Origin of the sequence: Methanosarcina horonobensis HB-1 = JCM 15518, assembly GCF_000970285.1 — an archaeon.
Lineage (GTDB): Archaea > Halobacteriota > Methanosarcinia > Methanosarcinales > Methanosarcinaceae > Methanosarcina > Methanosarcina horonobensis.
In genome coordinates this window covers 3,053,989-3,073,884 of the sequence record NZ_CP009516.1, presented here as the reverse complement: position 1 = coordinate 3,073,884, position 19,896 = coordinate 3,053,989, and the positions used below count along the sequence as shown (strand labels likewise).

At 40.2% G+C, this 19,896-nt stretch carries 15 protein-coding genes; 9 read left to right on the top strand and 6 right to left on the bottom strand.

Annotation, left to right across the window (positions count from 1 at the left end; translation table 11 throughout):
• Nucleotides 1-314: 314 nt before the first annotated feature.
• Together MSHOH_RS13490 and MSHOH_RS13485 are read right to left on the bottom strand one after the other, a co-directional pair.
• Entirely contained in the window at nucleotides 315-1,007 is a 693-nt protein-coding gene (locus MSHOH_RS13490; RefSeq protein WP_204245324.1) for a hypothetical protein, read from the bottom strand.
• Between the two features lie 107 nt (nucleotides 1,008-1,114).
• Nucleotides 1,115-1,519, bottom strand: coding sequence for a hypothetical protein (locus tag MSHOH_RS13485; RefSeq protein WP_239450978.1), 405 nt, complete (start codon nucleotides 1,517-1,519; stop codon nucleotides 1,115-1,117).
• Between the two features lie 2,039 nt (nucleotides 1,520-3,558).
• On the opposite strand from MSHOH_RS13485, the gene MSHOH_RS13480 reads away from it, so the two are divergent.
• Nucleotides 3,559-4,932 (top strand): HEAT repeat domain-containing protein, encoded by a 1,374-nt coding sequence (locus tag MSHOH_RS13480; RefSeq protein WP_048143484.1) that lies wholly within the window; start codon nucleotides 3,559-3,561, stop codon nucleotides 4,930-4,932.
• Between the two features lie 39 nt (nucleotides 4,933-4,971).
• On the opposite strand, the gene MSHOH_RS13475 is transcribed toward MSHOH_RS13480, so the two are convergent.
• The 3 genes from MSHOH_RS13475 to MSHOH_RS13465 all read right to left on the bottom strand — a co-directional run bounded on the left by MSHOH_RS13475 (nucleotide 4,972) and on the right by MSHOH_RS13465 (nucleotide 8,590).
• Nucleotides 4,972-6,312: a hypothetical protein gene (locus tag MSHOH_RS13475; RefSeq protein WP_204245323.1), complete on the bottom strand. Its 1,341-nt coding sequence runs from the start codon at nucleotides 6,310-6,312 to the stop codon at nucleotides 4,972-4,974.
• A 260-nt stretch (nucleotides 6,313-6,572) separates the two neighbouring features.
• Nucleotides 6,573-7,223 (bottom strand): hypothetical protein, encoded by a 651-nt coding sequence (locus tag MSHOH_RS13470; protein WP_048140348.1) that lies wholly within the window; start codon nucleotides 7,221-7,223, stop codon nucleotides 6,573-6,575.
• Nucleotides 7,224-7,618: 395 nt separating this feature from the next.
• A complete protein-coding gene (locus tag MSHOH_RS13465; protein WP_048140346.1) occupies nucleotides 7,619-8,590 on the bottom strand; it encodes a hypothetical protein in 972 nt (323 codons plus the stop codon).
• Nucleotides 8,591-9,434: 844 nt separating this feature from the next.
• On the opposite strand from MSHOH_RS13465, the gene MSHOH_RS24370 reads away from it, so the two are divergent.
• The 4 genes from MSHOH_RS24370 to MSHOH_RS13450 all read left to right on the top strand — a co-directional run bounded on the left by MSHOH_RS24370 (nucleotide 9,435) and on the right by MSHOH_RS13450 (nucleotide 12,692).
• Nucleotides 9,435-9,698 (top strand): hypothetical protein, encoded by a 264-nt coding sequence (locus MSHOH_RS24370; RefSeq protein ID WP_162197637.1) that lies wholly within the window; start codon nucleotides 9,435-9,437, stop codon nucleotides 9,696-9,698.
• The gene (locus MSHOH_RS13460) at nucleotides 9,691-10,107 is read left to right on the top strand and encodes an ArsR/SmtB family transcription factor (RefSeq protein WP_048140344.1); all 417 of its coding nucleotides are present in this window, start codon (nucleotides 9,691-9,693) and stop codon (nucleotides 10,105-10,107) included. Before MSHOH_RS24370 ends, MSHOH_RS13460 begins: the two co-directional genes overlap by 8 nt.
• Nucleotides 10,108-10,256: 149 nt before the next feature.
• Nucleotides 10,257-11,321, top strand: a complete 1,065-nt coding sequence (locus MSHOH_RS13455; RefSeq protein ID WP_239450977.1) for a hypothetical protein — start codon at nucleotides 10,257-10,259, stop codon at nucleotides 11,319-11,321.
• Between the two features lie 96 nt (nucleotides 11,322-11,417).
• The gene (locus MSHOH_RS13450) at nucleotides 11,418-12,692 is read left to right on the top strand and encodes a helix-turn-helix transcriptional regulator (protein WP_048140340.1); all 1,275 of its coding nucleotides are present in this window, start codon (nucleotides 11,418-11,420) and stop codon (nucleotides 12,690-12,692) included.
• 91 nt (nucleotides 12,693-12,783) lie between these two features.
• On the opposite strand, the gene MSHOH_RS13445 is transcribed toward MSHOH_RS13450, so the two are convergent.
• Nucleotides 12,784-13,065 carry a DUF4405 domain-containing protein gene (locus MSHOH_RS13445; RefSeq protein WP_048140338.1) on the bottom strand — a complete coding sequence of 94 codons (282 nt, stop codon included), beginning with the start codon at nucleotides 13,063-13,065 and terminating at the stop codon, nucleotides 12,784-12,786.
• Between the two features lie 1,769 nt (nucleotides 13,066-14,834).
• Here MSHOH_RS13445 and MSHOH_RS13435 point away from each other — a divergent pair.
• The 4 genes from MSHOH_RS13435 to MSHOH_RS13420 all read left to right on the top strand — a co-directional run bounded on the left by MSHOH_RS13435 (nucleotide 14,835) and on the right by MSHOH_RS13420 (nucleotide 19,866).
• Nucleotides 14,835-15,758: an ABC transporter ATP-binding protein gene (locus MSHOH_RS13435; RefSeq protein ID WP_082089358.1), complete on the top strand. Its 924-nt coding sequence runs from the start codon at nucleotides 14,835-14,837 to the stop codon at nucleotides 15,756-15,758.
• A 9-nt stretch (nucleotides 15,759-15,767) separates the two neighbouring features.
• Entirely contained in the window at nucleotides 15,768-17,183 is a 1,416-nt protein-coding gene (locus tag MSHOH_RS13430; RefSeq protein ID WP_048140334.1) for a COG1361 S-layer family protein, read from the top strand.
• A gap of 35 nt (nucleotides 17,184-17,218) precedes the next feature.
• On the top strand, nucleotides 17,219-18,460 hold the full coding sequence (locus tag MSHOH_RS13425) for an ABC transporter permease (RefSeq protein WP_048140332.1): 1,242 nt from the start codon (nucleotides 17,219-17,221) through the stop codon (nucleotides 18,458-18,460).
• A 227-nt stretch (nucleotides 18,461-18,687) separates the two neighbouring features.
• Entirely contained in the window at nucleotides 18,688-19,866 is a 1,179-nt protein-coding gene (locus MSHOH_RS13420) for a transglutaminase-like domain-containing protein (RefSeq protein ID WP_239450976.1), read from the top strand.
• Nucleotides 19,867-19,896 lie beyond the last annotated feature (30 nt).

Genomic DNA, 19,896 nt, shown 5'->3' with positions numbered 1-19,896 from the left:
AATTCACGTAGAAATATTTTGAAAAACAGAGTTTTTTTCAAATCAAGATTAATTTGACCCTGTCTCCAGAGGTAAAGTTTGATATTTCAGAAACTCGTGGAGTAAACTCACAAGGAAAGTATTAGAATTATTTAGGGCACACTTGTGTGTACATTATACAGATGGTTAAAGTAGGAGTAGTTAAAGTTTCTCAGGACTCGGAAACCGAGAGGTGTAAGCCGTAGCCGGGATGAGACTGGTGAAATATATGGGTGGCTTCTCCCACCCTTGCTTGAGTGAACAGGTGAAACAACAAAATCTATATGATTTAATTATTATTTCATCTTTCTTACATACATAACGGTCCCGAGCACTATTACAAGCAACCAGAAAGAGCTTATAAAAGGAGCACTTTTTGATTCCTGAGTAGTGTTGGATTTTTCTTCCTGCTTATCTATTGTTCCTGTATTCTCTTCTTTTCCATTGTCCACTGTACTATTTTTGGTTATATTCTCTTCATGATTGTCTGTTGTTTCTATGTCCGTTATCGTTTCTATTCCATTTGTCTTATTCTCTGTTTGGTTTTCTCCTTTCCACTTGCCCTGAGCTTTTAACTCCTCGATTACCGCGTCCCTATCTGAAGCAGGGTGTTTTCCTGGAACTCCGATTCCAACACGGAAAAGCTGTTTATCGAGATCTACATCATTCAGCATCAAGAGAACTGACTCGTTCTGGAAGAACTCAACTTCGACTGTAGTCAATAAATTAGTTCCCCTTTCTGATCTCACTTTTATGGTTTCTGTAGGCAAGGGATTATAGAGCCATTCATTAACTTTAATTGTAGCAATTGTATGGTCACGAGACATATTAATCTCGCTTACTGTACCAATAACTATGCGATCAGAATTATTTATCTGGTAAGGGATTTCGGCAGCTTCTGAAGCAAATGAAGCTGCTGCGATGATTGAAGTCAAAAAAAGCAGAACGAATGTTACTAATAATATGGAAAATGAACTTAATCGTTTCATCAAAATTCTCCTGTTTCTTCATCGTAAAAAATAAAAGGATTAATTTCATATTCAATTTATTAATCCTAAAAATTGTATAGCCTTCGAAGGATGTTTGAATAGTTAAATTACTTTTCGATTGTACTCAGCAACTCATTTTGGCTGACAGTTTCATCAGGTCTTACGGCTTTCCCATCATCAGTCAATGTGAACTTACCTAGCATACATCCTGTAACTCTGAGATGTTTTGGCTCAATGTTACCAGTACTTATAACAACATCTTCCGTCAAAAAAAGTAGAACTTTTTCACCTGGTTTGAACGTTGGTTCATAATCAGTTTCTAAAGTATCATTTCCTACTGTCCCGCCATCTAGTCTCACTGTGACCTCTTTAGATGACGATGGGTTTTTGAGATATTTGTCTACACTTATGGTGATATCTGTGTAGATAGAGTTCTCTAGGCTAAATGAATCAATACCATTAGGCCTTTTACCATCAACAGAAGTCCATTTACTTGGAAGTATTTCTTTCACTGTACCTATTACAATCACTTCAGAACGGTTACTCAATTTTTCAGTATCTAATAGTGGAAGTGATGCACTGGATTGACTATATAAAGGCATATCATTATTTGCAAGTTTGGTGTTATCTTGTGAGGGACTATTTGTAAGTTTAATACCATCTGTGAGTCTGACAATGCTAGAGCACTTAACGTTATCAATGAGACTACTCCAACAAAAATGATCATATATTTTATATTCTTATTCATTGTCATCACCTTTTAAGGATAAATATAATTAATACCTGCTATATCGTCTGAATGGAGAGTCCTTTTCTTTATTTTGTTGCTACCTGTCCACTTATACATCGTTTTCTCAGAATCTGTAGAATCGTATAAATCATACAAAGTTAATCAATACCCGAATTCATGAGTAGCTACACTCTGAACATCATATTTACCTGATTCTCCGCTGATGCTGTTGACCAAGGATAATCGGTGTTAAAATACATTGTATAATGTATATTATAACCTCCACTACGGGTTGGAACAGCAAGTCCTAAATATCCGTCATTTTGGCAATATATTCTGTTGTCGGTTGCGGTTGTCTTCCATTTGAAGGTGAATGCTGCGTCTGTATTATTCCATGCAGCTGTAGCTGCCTTTATAATACTTGACCAAGAACTTGGAACTGTAGAGTCTAGCTTAGGAACTACATAATCTGCGTTCCATTTAGATCCACTTTATGAGTATGCTGACGCCGGAGCTACCATATTTACCAAAAATATGGTTAATAACAACGTTCCTACCAGTGTTCTTTTATAATTTTTCATTATTTCACTCCTAGTATTATTACCAAGGAGGCAGAATCAGGCAAGCTTAAATAAAAGCAAAGCTAACATAATCACTGCCTCATAGGGCACACTTTATGGAGTTTGGGATGATTGAGGAAAACTACTTCCTAACTCCATAAACTCCTTTTACTTAACTCCTTATAAGTTTTCTGTCCATTCTATCGAACAATCTCTTTTTTACACTTGTTTTAAATCTGAAACTAGTCCTTAACCGTTAGTTGTTTGATGGTATGGAGATAACCTATAAATATATGGACTTTCCTCATCCAAATTCAACGAATTTTATAAAAATTAGAGTAGTACAATATAACGTCCACTAAGCCAATACTTGTATTAATTTATAGTATTCTTGAACTACTTACAACCTCAAGGCTGTGAGATTACTTCAAGGCTGGTACAATTTCACCCCGCTTTCTCCTATAGGTGGTAAAACATTCCAATTTACAAAGTTCACAGGTTTCACCCAAAAACCAGCCTTTACTTCTTCACATAACGATATTGAAAATTCAGAAATTCGGAAAATTTTCCCTTAACTGCCCGGTTTTTTACGAAGTGGCTCCAAAAATAGCAACATCTCCAATGTTTGGAAGAATCAATGGAAAAAGAAGACTCTAAACACAGATTTACATTCTTTCACCAGAACTTTCAGAGGAGTTCAAAAACAAACTATATAGAATATCCGAAGAATTAATCCGAAGAATTAAAAAAGCAATCATGTGAAAATTTTGAAGATCCTATAATTATCTGGAAAAGCATTTCGGGTTATTTTCAATGTGTGGAGGATGTTTTATTAACAGATACTTACGAGAATTACACATCAGTAAAACGCTTTTACAATGTTTTCTTCGGTAAGAAGCGGCAATAATAGTATAAAAAAGTCCGTACTTCTAATACTCCAAGAAGAAGATATAAATTGACAATCTAAAAGTTCATATATCTTCGAATGTAATATATTAAAAAAATAAAAAATGTTTAGGGATAATTTAGATATTGTTAAGAAGGAAACTTGAAGATTTTCATGCTTTAAATTTAATATTTATTTTATGAAAGCGGTTCATTGAAGCCTGAATTATAACTTATGACTTAGTAAAAAAATCACTTTCTTTAAGGTTTGAATGTACTGAATTTATAACTTGTCAATTTAAAAATTATCTTGAGTATTATATCTAACATCGCAAGTTTTCTAATGGGTCTTTATATTGACTGGGGATGGAAAGAGATGAATGAGAACACAAAGAGTCTAATAAAGAAAGTAGAACGCTCTGTTTTTGCGGGGAACAGGGCAGCTGCTGCAGGAGAGCTTGGGAAAACCGGGGACTTCGATGTTGTTCCTGTTCTGCTTAAAGCTCTTGAAGACTCCAGCTGGAAGGTAAAAGCTGCTGCTTCGGAAGCTCTTGGGGAAATCGATGATCCGGATGCAGTGCCAGGACTGACAAAAATGCTTGAAGACTCTGAAAGCTCTGTCAAAAAGGCGGCAATAATTGCTCTTGGAAAAATAGGAACGCCAGAAGCAGTTTCCGGGATTGTTAAAGGATTCGGGGACCCGGATAAATTTATACAGAGAGAATCGGTAAAAGCACTGATGAGAATCGGATCTCCTGAAGCCGTATCAGGACTAACCAGAGCTTTTGGTTGTTCGGATAATCCCCTGAAAAAAATCTCGATAATAGCTCTTGGAAAAATAAACACTTACGAAGCAGCCTGCGGGCTTATAAAAGCGCTTGAAGACCCGGACAAAAGAATAAGGGAACAGGCCATAGAAACCCTTGGAAAAAGAGGGACTCCCGATATCCTTATGGAACTAATGGAAGTGCTCAGGGATCCAAGACAGCCGGTACAGGAGGCAGCATCAGAAGCCCTTTGTAAAGTGATAGGGGCATCGGAATCAGTACCTGTTCTTACAAAGGTACTGGATGCTTCTGATAGAAAGGTAAGAAAGGCTTCTATAGAAGCTCTCAGGAAAGTAGGAACTCCTGAAGCTATTTCCGTTCTTTTGATGGAGATTGATGATGAAGACTGGTATTTGAGAGGCCGGGCTGCGGATGCACTTGCAGATATCGCTTCTCCTGAAGCAGCCCTGGGCCTTGCAAAAGCCCTCGATTACCATGATACTCCTGTAAGGAAAGTAATAGTGGACGCACTTGAAAAAATAGGGACGCTTGAGACTATTGAAGGTCTGGTTAAAGCCCTAGATGATCCTGACAGCTCGATCCGGGAGGCTGCAGCTCTGGGGCTTGGAAAGACAGGGAAAACAGAAGCTATTCTAGGGCTTTTGATAGCTCTTCATGATTCAAAAAGTACTGTGCAGGAGGCTGCTGCCATATCCCTCGGAGATCTAAAAGCAGAAGAAGCCGTTCCTGAGCTGCTAAAAGTTCTTGATAATCCGGAGTCTTTGATATATAAAGCTGTAATCTCTTCACTCGAGAAAATAGGCACTCCGGAGGCAGTCTCAGGACTCTCAAGTGCCCGTGAGAATCCTGATGCTTCCGTAAGAAAAGCTGCGTCAAAAGCTCTCGAAAAGATTAAGAAATCCGGAGTTTTACTGGAAAAAGTTAAAGACCTCGGAATTTCAAGTTTCGAGGTTTCAGATTAAGTCGCTTGAAGATGCCTGAACAGTTGATCTGCTACGAGTTTATGCCGAACCTGTGAAGGGGGTTAATTTACCCCCATCGATCAGAATATAGGTATTACCATTAAGCCAGCTGTTTGTACTTTCATCTGCGTTGTAGTAAACGGTATAACCATTGTCCTTAATATTAACCAGTGTGGAGTCTTCGTCTGTAAAGCTTGTCAGATAGGAAGTCCCGGTCACGTTCCAGGCACTGGTATGATCCAGGATCAGGGCCATTGAGCCGGCTGTATTTTCCGCATTCATAGATCCTTCCAGGACGGTACTGTTCTGAAGCATAACTGTAACTGAACTGATGCTGTCGCAGGTAATGCTGCCGTCAAGAGTTTCATTCTCTGCTTTAAGGGTAACAACACCGCCATTTGATCCATTATTACCCCACCTGTCGGCGCTGGCTGTCAAAAGAGTACCTGACATGGCGGTTAAATCAGCATCTTTTAACTCTATTATTGAGTCTGTGTTCGTAATATAAAACAGGGGGCCGATCGCCGCCGTGAGTGATCCGCCATTCATCGTAAAGATACTGGTGCCCACTTCGGCATCTCCGGAGAAGCTCTGATATAGCATTGCTCCGCACTTTTTTGCGCTCGAAAGAGCAACCTTCTCAAGTGATATGGAGTTTTTTCCTTCTATTACGGCAGCTTCTGATCCAGCAGCTGTAATTACTGCATCGGAAACCGTGATATTACCTGTTGAATATATACCCGGGGAGCCTTCTCCTGCTGTGGTCATGGTTCCACCCGTAACGGTTACAGTCCCACTGCCCCGGTCTGTTGCAATGGCTGCACAGTGCTGTCCTTCAGTGGTAATATCCACGTCCGTGCAGGTTATGCTTCCGGACAAGGTTGCATCAACACCTCTGGAACCATCCGCTGTAGTTTTAATTACAACATCAGACAGGATAACTGAGGATCCCGAGCCTGTCGCAAAGACGCCATTAGCACCGTTAGCGCCTGTGTTTACCGTACAGTTGGTTAGCTTTATTGTACTGCCTGACTCTGCCAGTACTGCAGCATTGAGGCCGTAAAAATCACTGTTTTCATTAGAAGAGGTTTCTCCGGTCTTTGTTACTGTTGAATCAGATAGAGTAAGAGTCCCCGAATCAGTAACTTTTATACTGCTCTCATCAGTGTTAGACGCAGTGATTGCCTGGTCTGACCGGACTGAAGTTCCTCCACTCTGAGCGTATGCTTCGGTTGTTGTCTCGGTTGTTGTAGCGGATTTTGAGCTCACTGAGCTGTCAGATTCTGATAAGCACCCACAACCGGAGAGCATAATGAGTGTGATAATACTGATGGCCAATATCAGTGCGACCATATTTCGGGATATAAGACACTTGTCCATTTATTTTATCTCCTCTCTCAGGAATGATCTTTGTAGTTGCGTAGGACATCTCAAGTGTACGAGGACCCTATAACAGGAGGAATCTATAGCAACTACCTTCCATAACGATATATCAAATAACTATAAAAACGATCATTTTACAGTTTAAAATAGACAACAAAAAATGGTTGCAAAAAAGAAAAGATATGTCTTTCCGTTTTTGCTCTTCAAACTTTAAGCTGGAACTTTAAAGTTATCTCAACTTTGTTTTTCTCTCCGGATCAGCTGAAAAGGGATTTCAGACTGCTAATAAGCTTTCCAAAGAAACCGGTGTCGCTGGATGTTTCTTTATCGTTACTTTCTGCATTGTCTGTTTCTTCCTGCTCACCAGGGGTCTCACCTCGCGTTCCCTGTTTCCCCATACTTGCATTTTCATCCATTAAATTAGCTCCTTCCGGCATTTCGGGACGTCCTTCAGACATATTGCCTGGACCCTGACGAGGTATCTGGCTTCCGTTCTGACCCTGTCCAGGTCCTGACCTCATCCCGAATCCGGAAATGCTCTTCAATTCTTCAGGAGCTTCTTCAAGCAGAGCATCAAGCTCCTCTCTGATATTCTGGAGGTCAGATTCCGTTTCAGCTGCGGAAATTTCGTCTTTGATTGATGTAAGTCCACTTATCATTTCTTCAGCGGATTCAAGGGTATCAGCATCAAGATCTTCTGTGGAATTTTCAAGAGCTTCTATCATCCTGTCGACTGATTCGGTCATCCTGCTCTGCATAGTATCAAAATCTTCCTCAGGTAATGAAGGCTGCGTGCTTTCCTCTTCAGCAAGTACGCAGTTGGGAACTATGCTGAAAATTATCAATAATATAGAAAAAACGGAAATTTTTTTCAGATTAAAGATTTTAATCAAATTAAAAAGCTTCATGTGTAAACCTCTAATGACTATTGAATTCGGATTCTTAAACTCGGATTATTGAACTTGGATTATTGAACTCGGGTTATTGAACTCGGATAATACTTGGAATACGTAATAGGAATAACCTAAGAACAAAAATCCATCAAGATATCCTGGAGACACTGATGCCAGAAAAAGAAGGAGAGAAGAGTATGCTTCTCTATCTCCATCCCCTTTATGTTTGGCTCTGGCATCATATATGGTGTGGTTTTGAGGGGCTTCCTTCAGGAGGCCTTTTCGATTTTTTTGGACGATGTGTTCTTAGTATGGATTTAGTGGACTGTCTCCTAACATAGATTTTCAGTTTTTGGGTTTCTTATACTGGATCTCAGGATAGGGAATTTAATTGATTGTTCATGAGGATATCAGACCTCGGTGCTATTGTTTTGCAGACTGTCAGGTCGCCACGGCATGTTTTCACGATCACCATGCTGCATAGGGCCTTTTCCTTCTCTCATTGGTCTGTTTCCAAATTTCATTTCAGAGGACATTATTTCTCTAAGCTCGGTAAGGGACTCAGCACCTTCGATATCTGCAATCAAGGCAGTGAGTTCCTCAATTCTGTCCTCCAGCTGCTGCTCGTCAGTTTCATTTCCGTCCGTTGTAGTCCTAGAGTTCAGGAATTCAATCTTCTTTTCAAGGGATGTAATGGTCTGTGTCTGCAGGTAAGAGAACATAACTCCTTTCAGCTCTGCTGCAGTTGAAGCCTCACTTACTTCAGCATACAGGTTTTGAAGCTCGACAATTTTTTCATTGAGCTCTTCAGCTCTGTCTTCTTCACCTGCTTCTGTGACCCTGGTTTGAATCTCTTCAAGGTTTTCGGTCATACTTTGAAGGGAAGTAAGCAACTCAGTCTGGACATCGGTAAAGTTTTCCTCGGTTAAGTTCTCAACTTCAAAGATGAACGGTCCACACATTTCACCCGGGAATCCGTTCATTTTACCTGGACCCGCAACCTTGGCATTTGCCTGTCTTTCTGCAAGTAAAACCTCCTGCAACTCTTCTGCAGTTGAAGCCTCGCTTACATTGTTATACCTACTTTGAAGTTCAGCAATTTTTTCAGTAATTGAACTGAGCATTTCAGTCTGAATCTCGGTGAAGTTTTCTTCGGTTATATTAACAGCAGGGCCAATACCCATGCCACGCATCCCGTCTGGTCCTGTCCCCCCATGTCTCATGCCCCCTGGCATCACCTCTCCAAATCCGTTTTCATTTACTGCGTTTGCCTGATTTGCGTCTGTCCCATTTTCCAAAGCAAAAGCACCAGAGGAAATGATACTTAAGACTATCAGAGCTACCGCAAAACTGGTAACTGATTTTACTGCTTGTTTTTTCATAGTATACCTCCGTCAATTACTTGTTTAATTTACTTTGTTTTGTTAATCCAAGCAACTTTCACCGCTTGGCACTTCTGTAATAAACTGGCTTAAATATAAGCTTACTTTCAGTAATAGGGATTAATATTGGGTTTTATTTAAAAAATAAGCTTTAATTAAGCTTAGATGAAGATATTAAGCTTAAATGATCAATATGATTCTTATCAAAGCTCAAAAAAGTCATATATTATAACCGGAGAAGTGTGTAAATACATGTAATAAGATCACTGCTTAATAATTAGAGATAATCTCTCCTGATTAGAGGTGATAGTTTTTAAGGTATAGCAGACTGCCTGTCTGCACCGAGTCAGAACATACTAACCTGCCCACGGCTAGAAATGCGGAACCTAATAAGCCTCCATAGCTCTTTTTCCATAAAGGTAGGTTTATAATTGTTCGATCAAAAAACAGAAAAAAAAGACATCTAAAGCAGAAAGAAAAGACAAAGGGAAAAAATATCAATTAGCAGAATTAGTTATAGATTTTATTCTTACTGTCTATATAGCTTCTATTAAACTATTTTAATAGAATTGTTATGAATAAACCAGAGTGATCCGAAGAAAAGATCGTAAAGAAAAAAATTATAATATATTTCTCAAACCGCAGGCAATTTATAAACAACGATACTATTCAAAACTTTCCGGAATTTCAGCTCTCTAAACTTGAAATTTAAGAATTATAAAGCATTAAATACGAAAATAAGCTCTCTTAAAGGATAATTATTAAACCCAATGATCTACAGGAGAGTAAGTATGCTTTTATCTTTAAATCCAGATACACCATCAGTCAGGAATATCTTAATTGTATGTCGTCCAACCTACTAAAATCCTCGCTCAATAAACCAGCAAATATGTTTTCAAACCGCGCTATTTTGCACTATGCAGTTATGAAATGCCCGGCTGAAACAATAATCGAGACCATATGTAATATAACCACCCGTAAAATGACGGCTTCGGATGTTCCTGACTATACACAAACGACTTTGTGTATAAATTACTTAAAAGCTAATATAGAAGTTATTGTAAACTATCCTATACTCAGACAGTACCAGAGATCTAAAAATGCCTGAAAACCCGGAGGAAAAATTGTTAATCCTGCAACTTTCCGAGGACTCCAGGAAAATTGCCCGGATTCTTTCTAATGAGACTTCGATCAGGATTCTCAAATTACTTGACAGAAAGTCAATGTCTGCGGCAGATATTGCAGATGAACTGGAAGTGCGCCTGAATACTCTCAAATACAACCTGGATTCTCTTCTTGAAGCCGGGCTTATCAGGGTAAGACAGGTAAAGTGGAGCAGGAAAGGAAGAGAAATAAAAGTATATGAAACAGTCGGAAAAATGATTGTCCTTCTATCCGGAGAAAGAAGCTCTGACATGTCTCTCTTATTAACTATACTCCGGCAGCACAGTATGAAAAACTCGGAAGGAACGGCTGCCTTGGAGTTCTCGGGAGTTTATTGTGAGCCCGGGATATGAATTGTCACAGATCTGTTCTCAAGAAAATTATCGGACTTCAACCAAATTTTAATATATATTAACAATAAATCAATATAAGTCCAGTGATTATTTACCAGAAGGCGTAGACTAGTATGAAAGTTAAATTCTTATCTTTTAAACTCTTGACCTTGATTCTAATACTTACAGGAGTTCTCGTAACTTCAGGCTGTGTTGGTTCACAGGGACAGCCTTTTACTTATATGCCTCCAGGAGACCTTTACAGGAGCATTTTTAATCCCTACGCCGGACTCCTTAAAGGAAATGAGATGCCGCATATAGGCCCTCAAGGTCCGTTTTCAGGTGTGCCTGAGGATCATGGTTCGTCGCGCTCTCTACGAGACGCAGCACGCATGCTTGATGAGAATATTGAAAAGGCAGAAACTATATCTGCAGGGCTTGAGCAAGGAGTTCAGTACCTGAGAGATCATGGAAAAGACGTGAGCAGGCTTGAATCACTGCTTGAAGAATACAATGGTCTTGTAGAAGAGGCCAGGCATTACCTGGACCTTGCAGGATCTTCATCAGGCGAAGAAGAGAGCACTATTGGAACGAATGGTGACTCAGAAGAAGGATTTCCTGTGGGAAGTACAGAAAAAGAATATCTGATTAAGTCACAGAAGAGCATGATTCGAGCCAACCTGGTTCTTAAAGACATATTTGATGAGTTCAAGCTCCTGATGCCCGGGAGTGAAGAATTGAACGAAACATCCCTGCTCAGTGCAGAAGGTGAGGGAAAAGTCACCCTGATGGGCAGTTTTGATCTTAAGCTTCATCTGGAAAAAGGTGAAATTGCAGTAATGTCCCCTGATTCTATAATCAAAATCGAGGGCGATTACGTATTCGAAATTAAAGAAGGGCGGCCGGAAAACATATTCGTTTACTACATAAGATCTGCTGATCTGGAGATTTCAGGCTCTCGCAAGACATTACTGCTCAGTGGTGAAAATATCACTGTCGAGGCAGAGGGAGAAGGATACGCGTCCTTCTTTGGAAATGGAACCTATAATGTTGAAGATCCCAGCGGAATGAAGAAAGAAGAACAGTGGGCAGTAAACCCGTTTTTTGATGAAGGGATGGGCCCAGGCAGACCCAAAAAAACAGAGAAAAGAGTTCACGTAGTGGGTATACATAGTCCGGAAATCGGGATAAGAGAAACTTTGTTGAAGAGGATTACTTTTATTGAGAAGAACTAACTTTATTAAAGAGAATTCATAAAGTTATGGAACTGATATCAGAATGAAATCCGAAAAATAAGAAAATTCGAACCGTTATCCGGGTCTCCTGATAAAATGAATCTGAATGTCTATATTACCTGTGTTGTTGCTGTAGTGCTTCTTTCTATACCCGCATTAGCAGACAGCACAGCTACAATTCGTGGAGGAGTGTACAGCTGGGATACCTTCGAACCTCTGGAAAACGCGGTGGTTGAAGTAAACTCCACACCTTCCCAGTCCATGGTGGCAAAATATGGTGTTTATTCTTTTGAACTGGAGCCCGGAGACTACCTTATTACAGCCAGTTACTATCAGAACAGCACTCTTCTCTACTTCGCCGAAGAGCCGATTAAAGTTAAAGGAGAAGGAAGCTATGTGCTTGACCTCCTGCTTCTTCCCGTTTATTCAGAAGAATTGATGGACAATTATGAATTAAAAGAGACTTCCGAAAGCTCCAAAGATACCGAAAATTCCAGCACTCTTATACAATCAGTCAATAACAATTCGGATGCTGTTAATGACCCGGATGTAAACAACTCAAGTGCTAATGTGAGTATCGCTGAAATCAGCGAAATAAACGGAGGATCTACCTCTTCAACAGGCTATTATTTCCTTGCAGCCCTTGTGCTATCATTTTTTGTTGCCGGTGGCTACAATCTCAAGAAGCATAGAAGTGCAGAGAAAACTAAGTCGGAAATTGCCAGGCTGGAAAAGAGCCAGTCGGAAACAAATAAGCTGGAAAAAAGCAGTCTTCTGGAAGGAAAAACAGAACCTGAAACGGAAAGGTTTTCAACGCCTGTGAGCATTCCCGAATTTTCAGCAAAAGAGCCTGTTTTAGTAAATTCTCCTGATGAGAGGATTGAGCAGAAAGCCGAACAGGATCTGTCTGTAGAGCTCACAGAAGCTCAACTTTCAGAAAAGCCAGAGTTTATGGAAAAACAGACCGAAATCAAAGAAGGGCAATTCATACTTGAAACAGAATCTGCATTCTTTAAAAAGGAGACTGAAGAGGACAAAAAAACCTTTGCTAAAGAAATATCTTTAAAAGATATGTCTCCTCAAGAAGCATCTTTCGAAGAACCTGTGAAGGAGCCTGAACCAGCAAAGCTGCCCGAGCAAGAAGCCCCTGTTATCAAAAAGAATCTCCCTCTTCCGGCAGATCTCCAGGAAATTATGGACATAATTCGAGGTCAGGGAGGCCGAATTACGCAGAAAGATCTCCGAAGCAAACTTAAGTATTCTGAAGGAAAAGTCAGTCTGATGCTTGCAGACCTGGAAAGAAGAGAGCTTATTGAGAAATTTAAAAGGGGACGCGGGAATATTGTGATCTTGCGGGATGAAGAAAGATAAAGCTGACGGGTCATATCTTTGATTAATCCGTTGATGTCCTGATAACTCTTATTTTTTCCCTTTTTCTGCTGACTTAATCGACATTAGTACATTAATCGATGTTAGTATGTTTTGCCTCGATGATCTCATCAGCCTTCATTTCTTTTTCTCTGCTGAAACATTTCTTTGTGTTTAACATTAACCAGCCCCAATGCAGTACAAAGTGGGCAATAAAGAAGGCCAGCATCAGAATTCCAATCTTTTCGTGGATTAACTTCCAGAAATGGGATGTCCCATGTCCGTCAATAAACAATAAAAGACCTGAATAGCCAACCAGAACAAATTGAATGAGGAGAGCAAGGTCCACGACATAATTGATTTTTGTTCGATTCATACTTTCACTCCATTATAACTTTACATCTCTGTACATCCTTGTAACACTATCAATCGCGGCCACACTGTTAACGCAGTTTACCGTTCGTACATCTCTCTAATTGCCAGACAAAAAGATAAAGATACTTACAGAAAACAAGGTAAGAAATAGATATATTTTAGTTTTTAAGCTACAGAAAAGCATTATTTTTGATTTAAACACTTATTATTAATTTTAAAGCTTAATAAATTAATATTATACTTTTTTTAGCGCTCAACAAAGTTAGGTTTGCAAAATAAAAAAGTTCCTGTTAATCTGTTGAGGTTATTCACGAGTAACTAAAAAAATAATAATTTCTATGTTTTTTTACTTATTACATGGGTCACTACCTGTTTACCAGTTTGATAATCGTTTCCTTACTCTCGAGTCCATGTTTCAAAGATATTATAGGGTCACTCCTGCAAACTTATCTGGAGATCCGTCAAAGGGAAGAAATAAAAGATAGATTCTAAAAAACTACAATATATAAATTATTTGAATGTAATTTTCAACGGGTTACACAGTTTTTGCTCATTTTTTCCCTTTTTTTAATACCGAAGAGTTCAGTGCTGTTGCGATTACATCGCAATTCCCAGAAATCGGAGAGTTTGTATAGTTCCGAAGCAAAACTGGGACGTGTTTAAATTCCAGATTCTGAGTCTTTGAGATTGAACCGTGTCATTCTTCTTTACTCGAGAAAGCCAATCATTAGATATGGAGACTTAAAGTCGTGTCTATACTGTCATTTCTTTGTATTCTTAAAAAGACAAATCAGGTATATGTGAAAATTGATCTGAATACTGCAGGAAGAAAAACAAATTGATTCCATTAGGATAAGTCCTTGATCTCATGGATTTTGGCGGATATTTCTTATGAACCGGTTCTCCAAGCACCCAAAAACAAAAGACCAATTATCTAAGAGGTTCTGGAAGAGAAACGGCAGGACTGTTACAATCTAATTTCATGACTTATTCTATCAAAAACCGCTTACTGAGAAGGTTGGCGTACGCTTATTAATAAGCATGACAGATAATAAAACTTTATGGAAGTTATATTTATTGATTAGAGGTCCATTAAAGAATAAATTAATTAAAAGGTCCTCAAAAAAGCTTCATTGCTAAATTCACTGCATATATTCCCTTTTTTGAGTTAAGTATGCTTTTATTATTAAATGCCCATGATGGAGTTGACTGCCTCAAGTCTCTTTCGAGTAGTCAGCTGATAGAGCACCTATCTGAAAGGTGTTTCAATCAGAAGAAGTAAACGGGACTATAAAACGGGACTAATACCTGGAAAGGATACCTCGCCACCAGAAAATTGGAAACCCTTCACAACATCCAGGTATTGCCTGTTTAAGAACAAGAGGAAAGGAGCAGTCAAACAGAAACCTACACCCCAGAAGATGAGGCACTGTGCATCTTGCTGGTGCCTCATTAACCCATCAAAGACCTCATAAAACCACATCGGGTCTAATTGGGCCACATTATAAGGTCCAACTAGACCACACTAAACAGCATCATAATAAATTTATTAGCCACTAATATAATAAATAGAATAAGTATGCATTACTAAGTTATTATCAGTCTGATTCTCATTAGGGAATATCGGATCTGATCATAAAACAGGTAGTGAGAAAGATAGAAACCAGACGAACAAAAAGAAGAATCAAACTCAAGCTACCCTGAAAAGGTTCAGTTTAAGCCTGAAAACTTCAGCTGAAATATGACCAGCTTTTTAGAGGTATTTAATTTATGACATTCACTGAAATTATAGAGACGTTCAAGACGAAGCTGAATCCCTCAAAAATTATGGATTCTCTCGAAAAAACAGCGAGTTTCTACGATGAATCGGATAAAGATTTTGGGGAGGATGATTCCGGGGAGGATCTAAAAAATAACCCCTATAGTAACTCAGCGAGCGACTCTGTCAAAAGCTCTGGACTTACCAGAATTACACGGGATGAAAAAGAACCACTTATCAAACTAACTGACGTCTGGAAAATTTACCAGATGGGTGAGGTCGAGTTTGCAGCCCTCAAAGGAATCAATCTGGAGATCTACGAAGGGGAGTTCCTGGTTGTTCTGGGTCCCAGCGGAAGTGGTAAAAGCACTCTTATGAACCTGCTGGGCTGCCTTGACATACCATCAGAAGGCACAGTTTACCTGAACTCAGAAGATATCTCAGAGCTTGACGAGTCCGAGCTTGCCCGTATTCGAGGACAGATGATAGGCTTTATCTTCCAGAGTTTCAACCTCATTCCAACTCTCAGTACGGAAGAAAACGTACTCCTGCCTCTGGAGTTTCAGGAGGAAAACAGAGAGATAGCTCGAAAAAAAGCAACATACCTGCTTGACATAGTAGGACTCTCGGAAAAAAAGCACAATCTGCCTTCTCAGCTTTCAGGCGGGCAGAGGCAGAGAGTTGCAATAGCCCGCTCCCTTGCTGTAAACCCGCCTATCATCTTGGCGGACGAGCCTACAGGAAACCTGGACACAAAGACCGGAGACTATATCCTGGAATTCCTGGACGGGCTCCACAAAAGAGAAGGAAAAACAATCATTATCGTAACCCATGACCTTGACCTTGTAAAATACGCAACAAGAGTTGTATACATCAGAGACGGAGAGATAGAAAAAATTGAAACACGTATAAAAAACGAACCAAACATGAACTGAGGAATAAAAATGAAGAAGTTCTCTTTACTAACAATCTTACTGATATTTTCAGCATTCATATGCCTTGGAGCTGGAACAGCACTGGGTGCATCAAATGGAAATATAAACTCCTCATCTATGCAGGTGAACCTGACAAACCAGAACCCTGACTCTGCTCGCCCTGGAGAGCCTGTTGAACTGACTGTCAGCGTACAGAATGTAGGAACAAAAGATGTGAAAGATATCTCTGTCACCGTCAAACCGGAATATCCCTTCACTGGGATTTCCGGGCAATCTCTTGAAAAAAGCATATCCTATCTCAATGCACGGCAGGATACTAAAGAGGGAGGCGTCCTTAAATTCAAGCTAATGACAGATGCCAACGCATCTGCAGGTACGTACGATATAGACATAGTCACTACCTATAAAAGCGGATCCGGATCTTCATCGATCACCTATACCACTACAAAAACCATAACTATTGAAGTAAGAGGCAAAGAATACGCCCAGATTGTGACCATAGATAAGGCGAACATTGACATTGCAAAAGAAGAAACCCTTGAGTTTATAGTAACAAATACCGGAACTTCACCTCTCAAAAACATGGTAGTTTCCTGGAAAGACCCGGATGGCGTTATCCTTCCTGTATACTCTGACAATACAAAGTATATCAAGTACCTGGATGCAGGGGACTCTGTAACCATCGTTTACTCTGTGATGGCAGATGTAAACGCAGATCCTGGACTTTATACTCTGGACATAAACCTCGTTCTTGAAGACTATGAATCAAATGAACAGATTATCAATACCACAGCAGGAGTTTTCGTAGGTGGAGAAACCGACTTTGATGTGTCTTTCTCGGAAAGTGATGAAGGAGAGATCTCGCTCTCAGTTGCAAATGTAGGTAATAACATTGCATATTCGGTGAAAGTATCTGTCCCGAAACAGGACAACTATAAGGTATCGGGAAGTTCCTCAACCATTGTTGGAAATCTTGAGAAAGGTGACTATACAATAGCATCCTTTGATGTTACCAGCACGCAGGGAGCCTTAGGGACTGAAGGTGGTGCAGGAGCACCGGGTACTGCAAGAGCAAGTACTGAAGGAGGAAATTTAACTGCCGCTTCCGTGGCAGGTAATCCACTGAAGGTTCAGATCGAATATACGGATGCAAAAGGAGAAAGAATAACAGTGGATAAGGAAGTAGAGCTCGAGATTACCGGCGGAAGCATGCCTGCGCAGGGAAAAAGAGCATCAAGCAACAGTGGAACCTCATACCTGCCTTACATTGCGGTAATAATGCTTGCAGGTGGAGCGTTTGTGTACCGGAAGAAAATACAGGAAAGAATACAGGCACAGAGACAGAAAAAACCCGGTAACAAAAAACCTGAAGTTAGCAAAAAGCCTGAAGAACAGAACTCTGGCCTTAAGGCACCAAGAGACTGAAAAATCAACGTCCGCATAGAACGGAAGGATGCAAGATGAGAAATTCAACCTACCTGAAAATGGGCCTGAATATGCTTCTGCACAGTAAATTGAGAAGCTGGCTGACCATTATCGGGATAGTTATAGGGATAGGGTCTGTTGTTGGCATCCTTTCCCTTGGGGATGCCATGCAGGAACAAGTACAGAGCAGGCTTGCCGAGATGGATCTGACTAAAATAACCATATCACCAGGGTATACTAAAGCATCATCCAATATGCCCGGTCCCGGAGGACCCGGTGGAGGGGGTACGACAACAGATGTCGAATTAACGGATAAAGATATTGATGCACTTCAGGGGCTGGATGGTATACAATACATAGCCGGCCAGGTTTCCGGCAGTGAACCGGTGATTTATGCAGCGCAAAATGCAACCCTCTCAATCACTGGTGTGGACCCTCAGGTCTGGAAGTACATGACTACTCTGGAAACGCAATCAGGAAGGTTGCTCGAGCCGTCCGATAAGTATGTTGCAGTTATAGGAAGCGGCGTTGCAAGTGGAGTTTACGACCAGGATATCGGAGTTAATCAGGTAATTACGATCAATGGTAAAGCAGTGCGCGTTGTAGGAATCCTTACGGAAGAAGGCCAGGGTGATAGAAGTATTTACATGCCAATAGATGCGGCAGTAAACCTGATTGACGATGCAGAAGAAGGTGTTTATGATACCATCACGGTAAAAGCCAAGAGCGAAGATCTGGTGGACAGCCTGATGGAAGATATCGAAAAGAAGCTCATGATTTCAAGGCACATTATCAGGGATGACGACAGGGACTTCTCTATTAGCGCCTCAAAATCCATGGCAGAATCTGTTACCGAAATGACGAGTTCAATGACACTCTTCCTCGGAGCGATTGCAGCCGTATCCCTCCTTGTCGGAGCTGTAGGTATTGCAAATACCATGTTTACCTCTGTTCTGGAAAAGACAAAAGAAATAGGGACTATGAAAGCCATCGGGGCGAAAAATAGGGATATACTCATGATTTTCCTCTTTAACTCCGCAATGGTAGGGCTTGTTGGAGGCATCCTTGGAGTTGCTCTGGGGACCTTTGTTTCTACTCTCTTCCCACTGCTGGGTGTACGTATGATGGGAGGAGGTAGTGATTCAAGTTTATACCTTGCTCCTGACCTGATGGCTTTCGGGCTTATCCTTGCAATTGTAATAGGAGTAGCTTCAGGAGTGGTTCCGGCTTACCGGGCATCAAAACTAAAGCCGGTAGACGCATTAAGGTACGAGTAAACGGAATAATAAAGGCTTGATTTCTTTAAGAAAGGTTTGATTCCTTTCTTAATTTCTTTTCAAAGAGATAGGTAAAGAGCGATAGCTAACTGCATATTCGGGAACGGGGCTTTGTATTGGGGGATAGGAATGTACAGATATTCTGAGAAAGTTTCAGAGTCTTATACGATTTAAGATTGAAAGTTTGTTAAAATCTAATGTATGTTGAAATATGAAAAATGGATTTTATGCGAAAAAATAGGGAAAGATCAGTATCAAAGAATCAAGAAGAGAGTGAAGTAGGGGTAGGTAACAGAATGAAAAGGATTGGTGTAATTTTGCTGACTGTTATTATAATAGCAGTATCTGTCTGTGCCTGCGAAAACCTGGAGGCAGGAAATTCAGAAATTTCCCGAAAAACAGATTGTATAACCAGTATTTATGAAGCTATCTCCGGATGTGTTACTTCTAAGACAGCTGAGAGTGATATTATTTCTTACTGTTCATCTATTGAAAATCAGATTTCGGGAAGTTGGTGCTTCAATTTGATAGATGTTATTGAAAATGAAAATTATAGTGTTGAAAGCTTGAACTGGAAGTTCGGTTTGTCTGCCAGGGACGTAAATATGATGCAAAACAGACAATCCATGGTAAGGAATAACCAGCCGATTTTCAGGAGGGAAATCCCGAGCAAGATGCCTCCTGATTTCACCAGAGAAGAGTCTGTAAGAAGAGGAATCCCTGACAGAGACAAATTGAATAACTTCATGGAAGAACAGACGCTGCAGTATGAGAATATGACATCCACATCCAATTACCAGATGTATGTTACCCCATACACTGAAGCTGTAGAATCCTATCTCGAAGAAAATGATCTCGATGACAAATATGAGATTTACGAAGCAGCTCTCTCATGGACATGGGTCTCGGATGAGACTCTGAATGGTGAAGAGGAAAATTGGCTCACCCCAACTGAATTCCTTGAAGAAACTCCTTCTTATTCCAGTAACCCTGTGTATGGAGAACCCGCCAGCGATTGTGAGGAACAGGCAAATACCCTTGCTTCTCTTCTGATAGCCTCAGGGGAATATAACGAAAGTACGGTGAGGGTTGCCATAGGAAAAGTAGATTTCGGAGATGTTAGTGGTGGACATGCCTGGGTCGAAGTTTACGAGGATGGAGAATGGTTCCCTCTGGATCCGACTGACGGACCTTACTATGATGACGAAAGTTCAGAACTGATACTCGCAGATTCATCGGAGATTAACTATGATAAATACAGCGATAGTATATATCCTGTTGTAGAAATCTGGTATTACTACAATAACGAGTATTTAATAGATTTTGGAACGCGCTGTGGAAATGCACCAGTATCTTGGAATAACATACCGAAAAGCTACCAGAAAATAAAATCGGGTCGGACATAATATTTCCGACTCTATAATATTTATATTTCT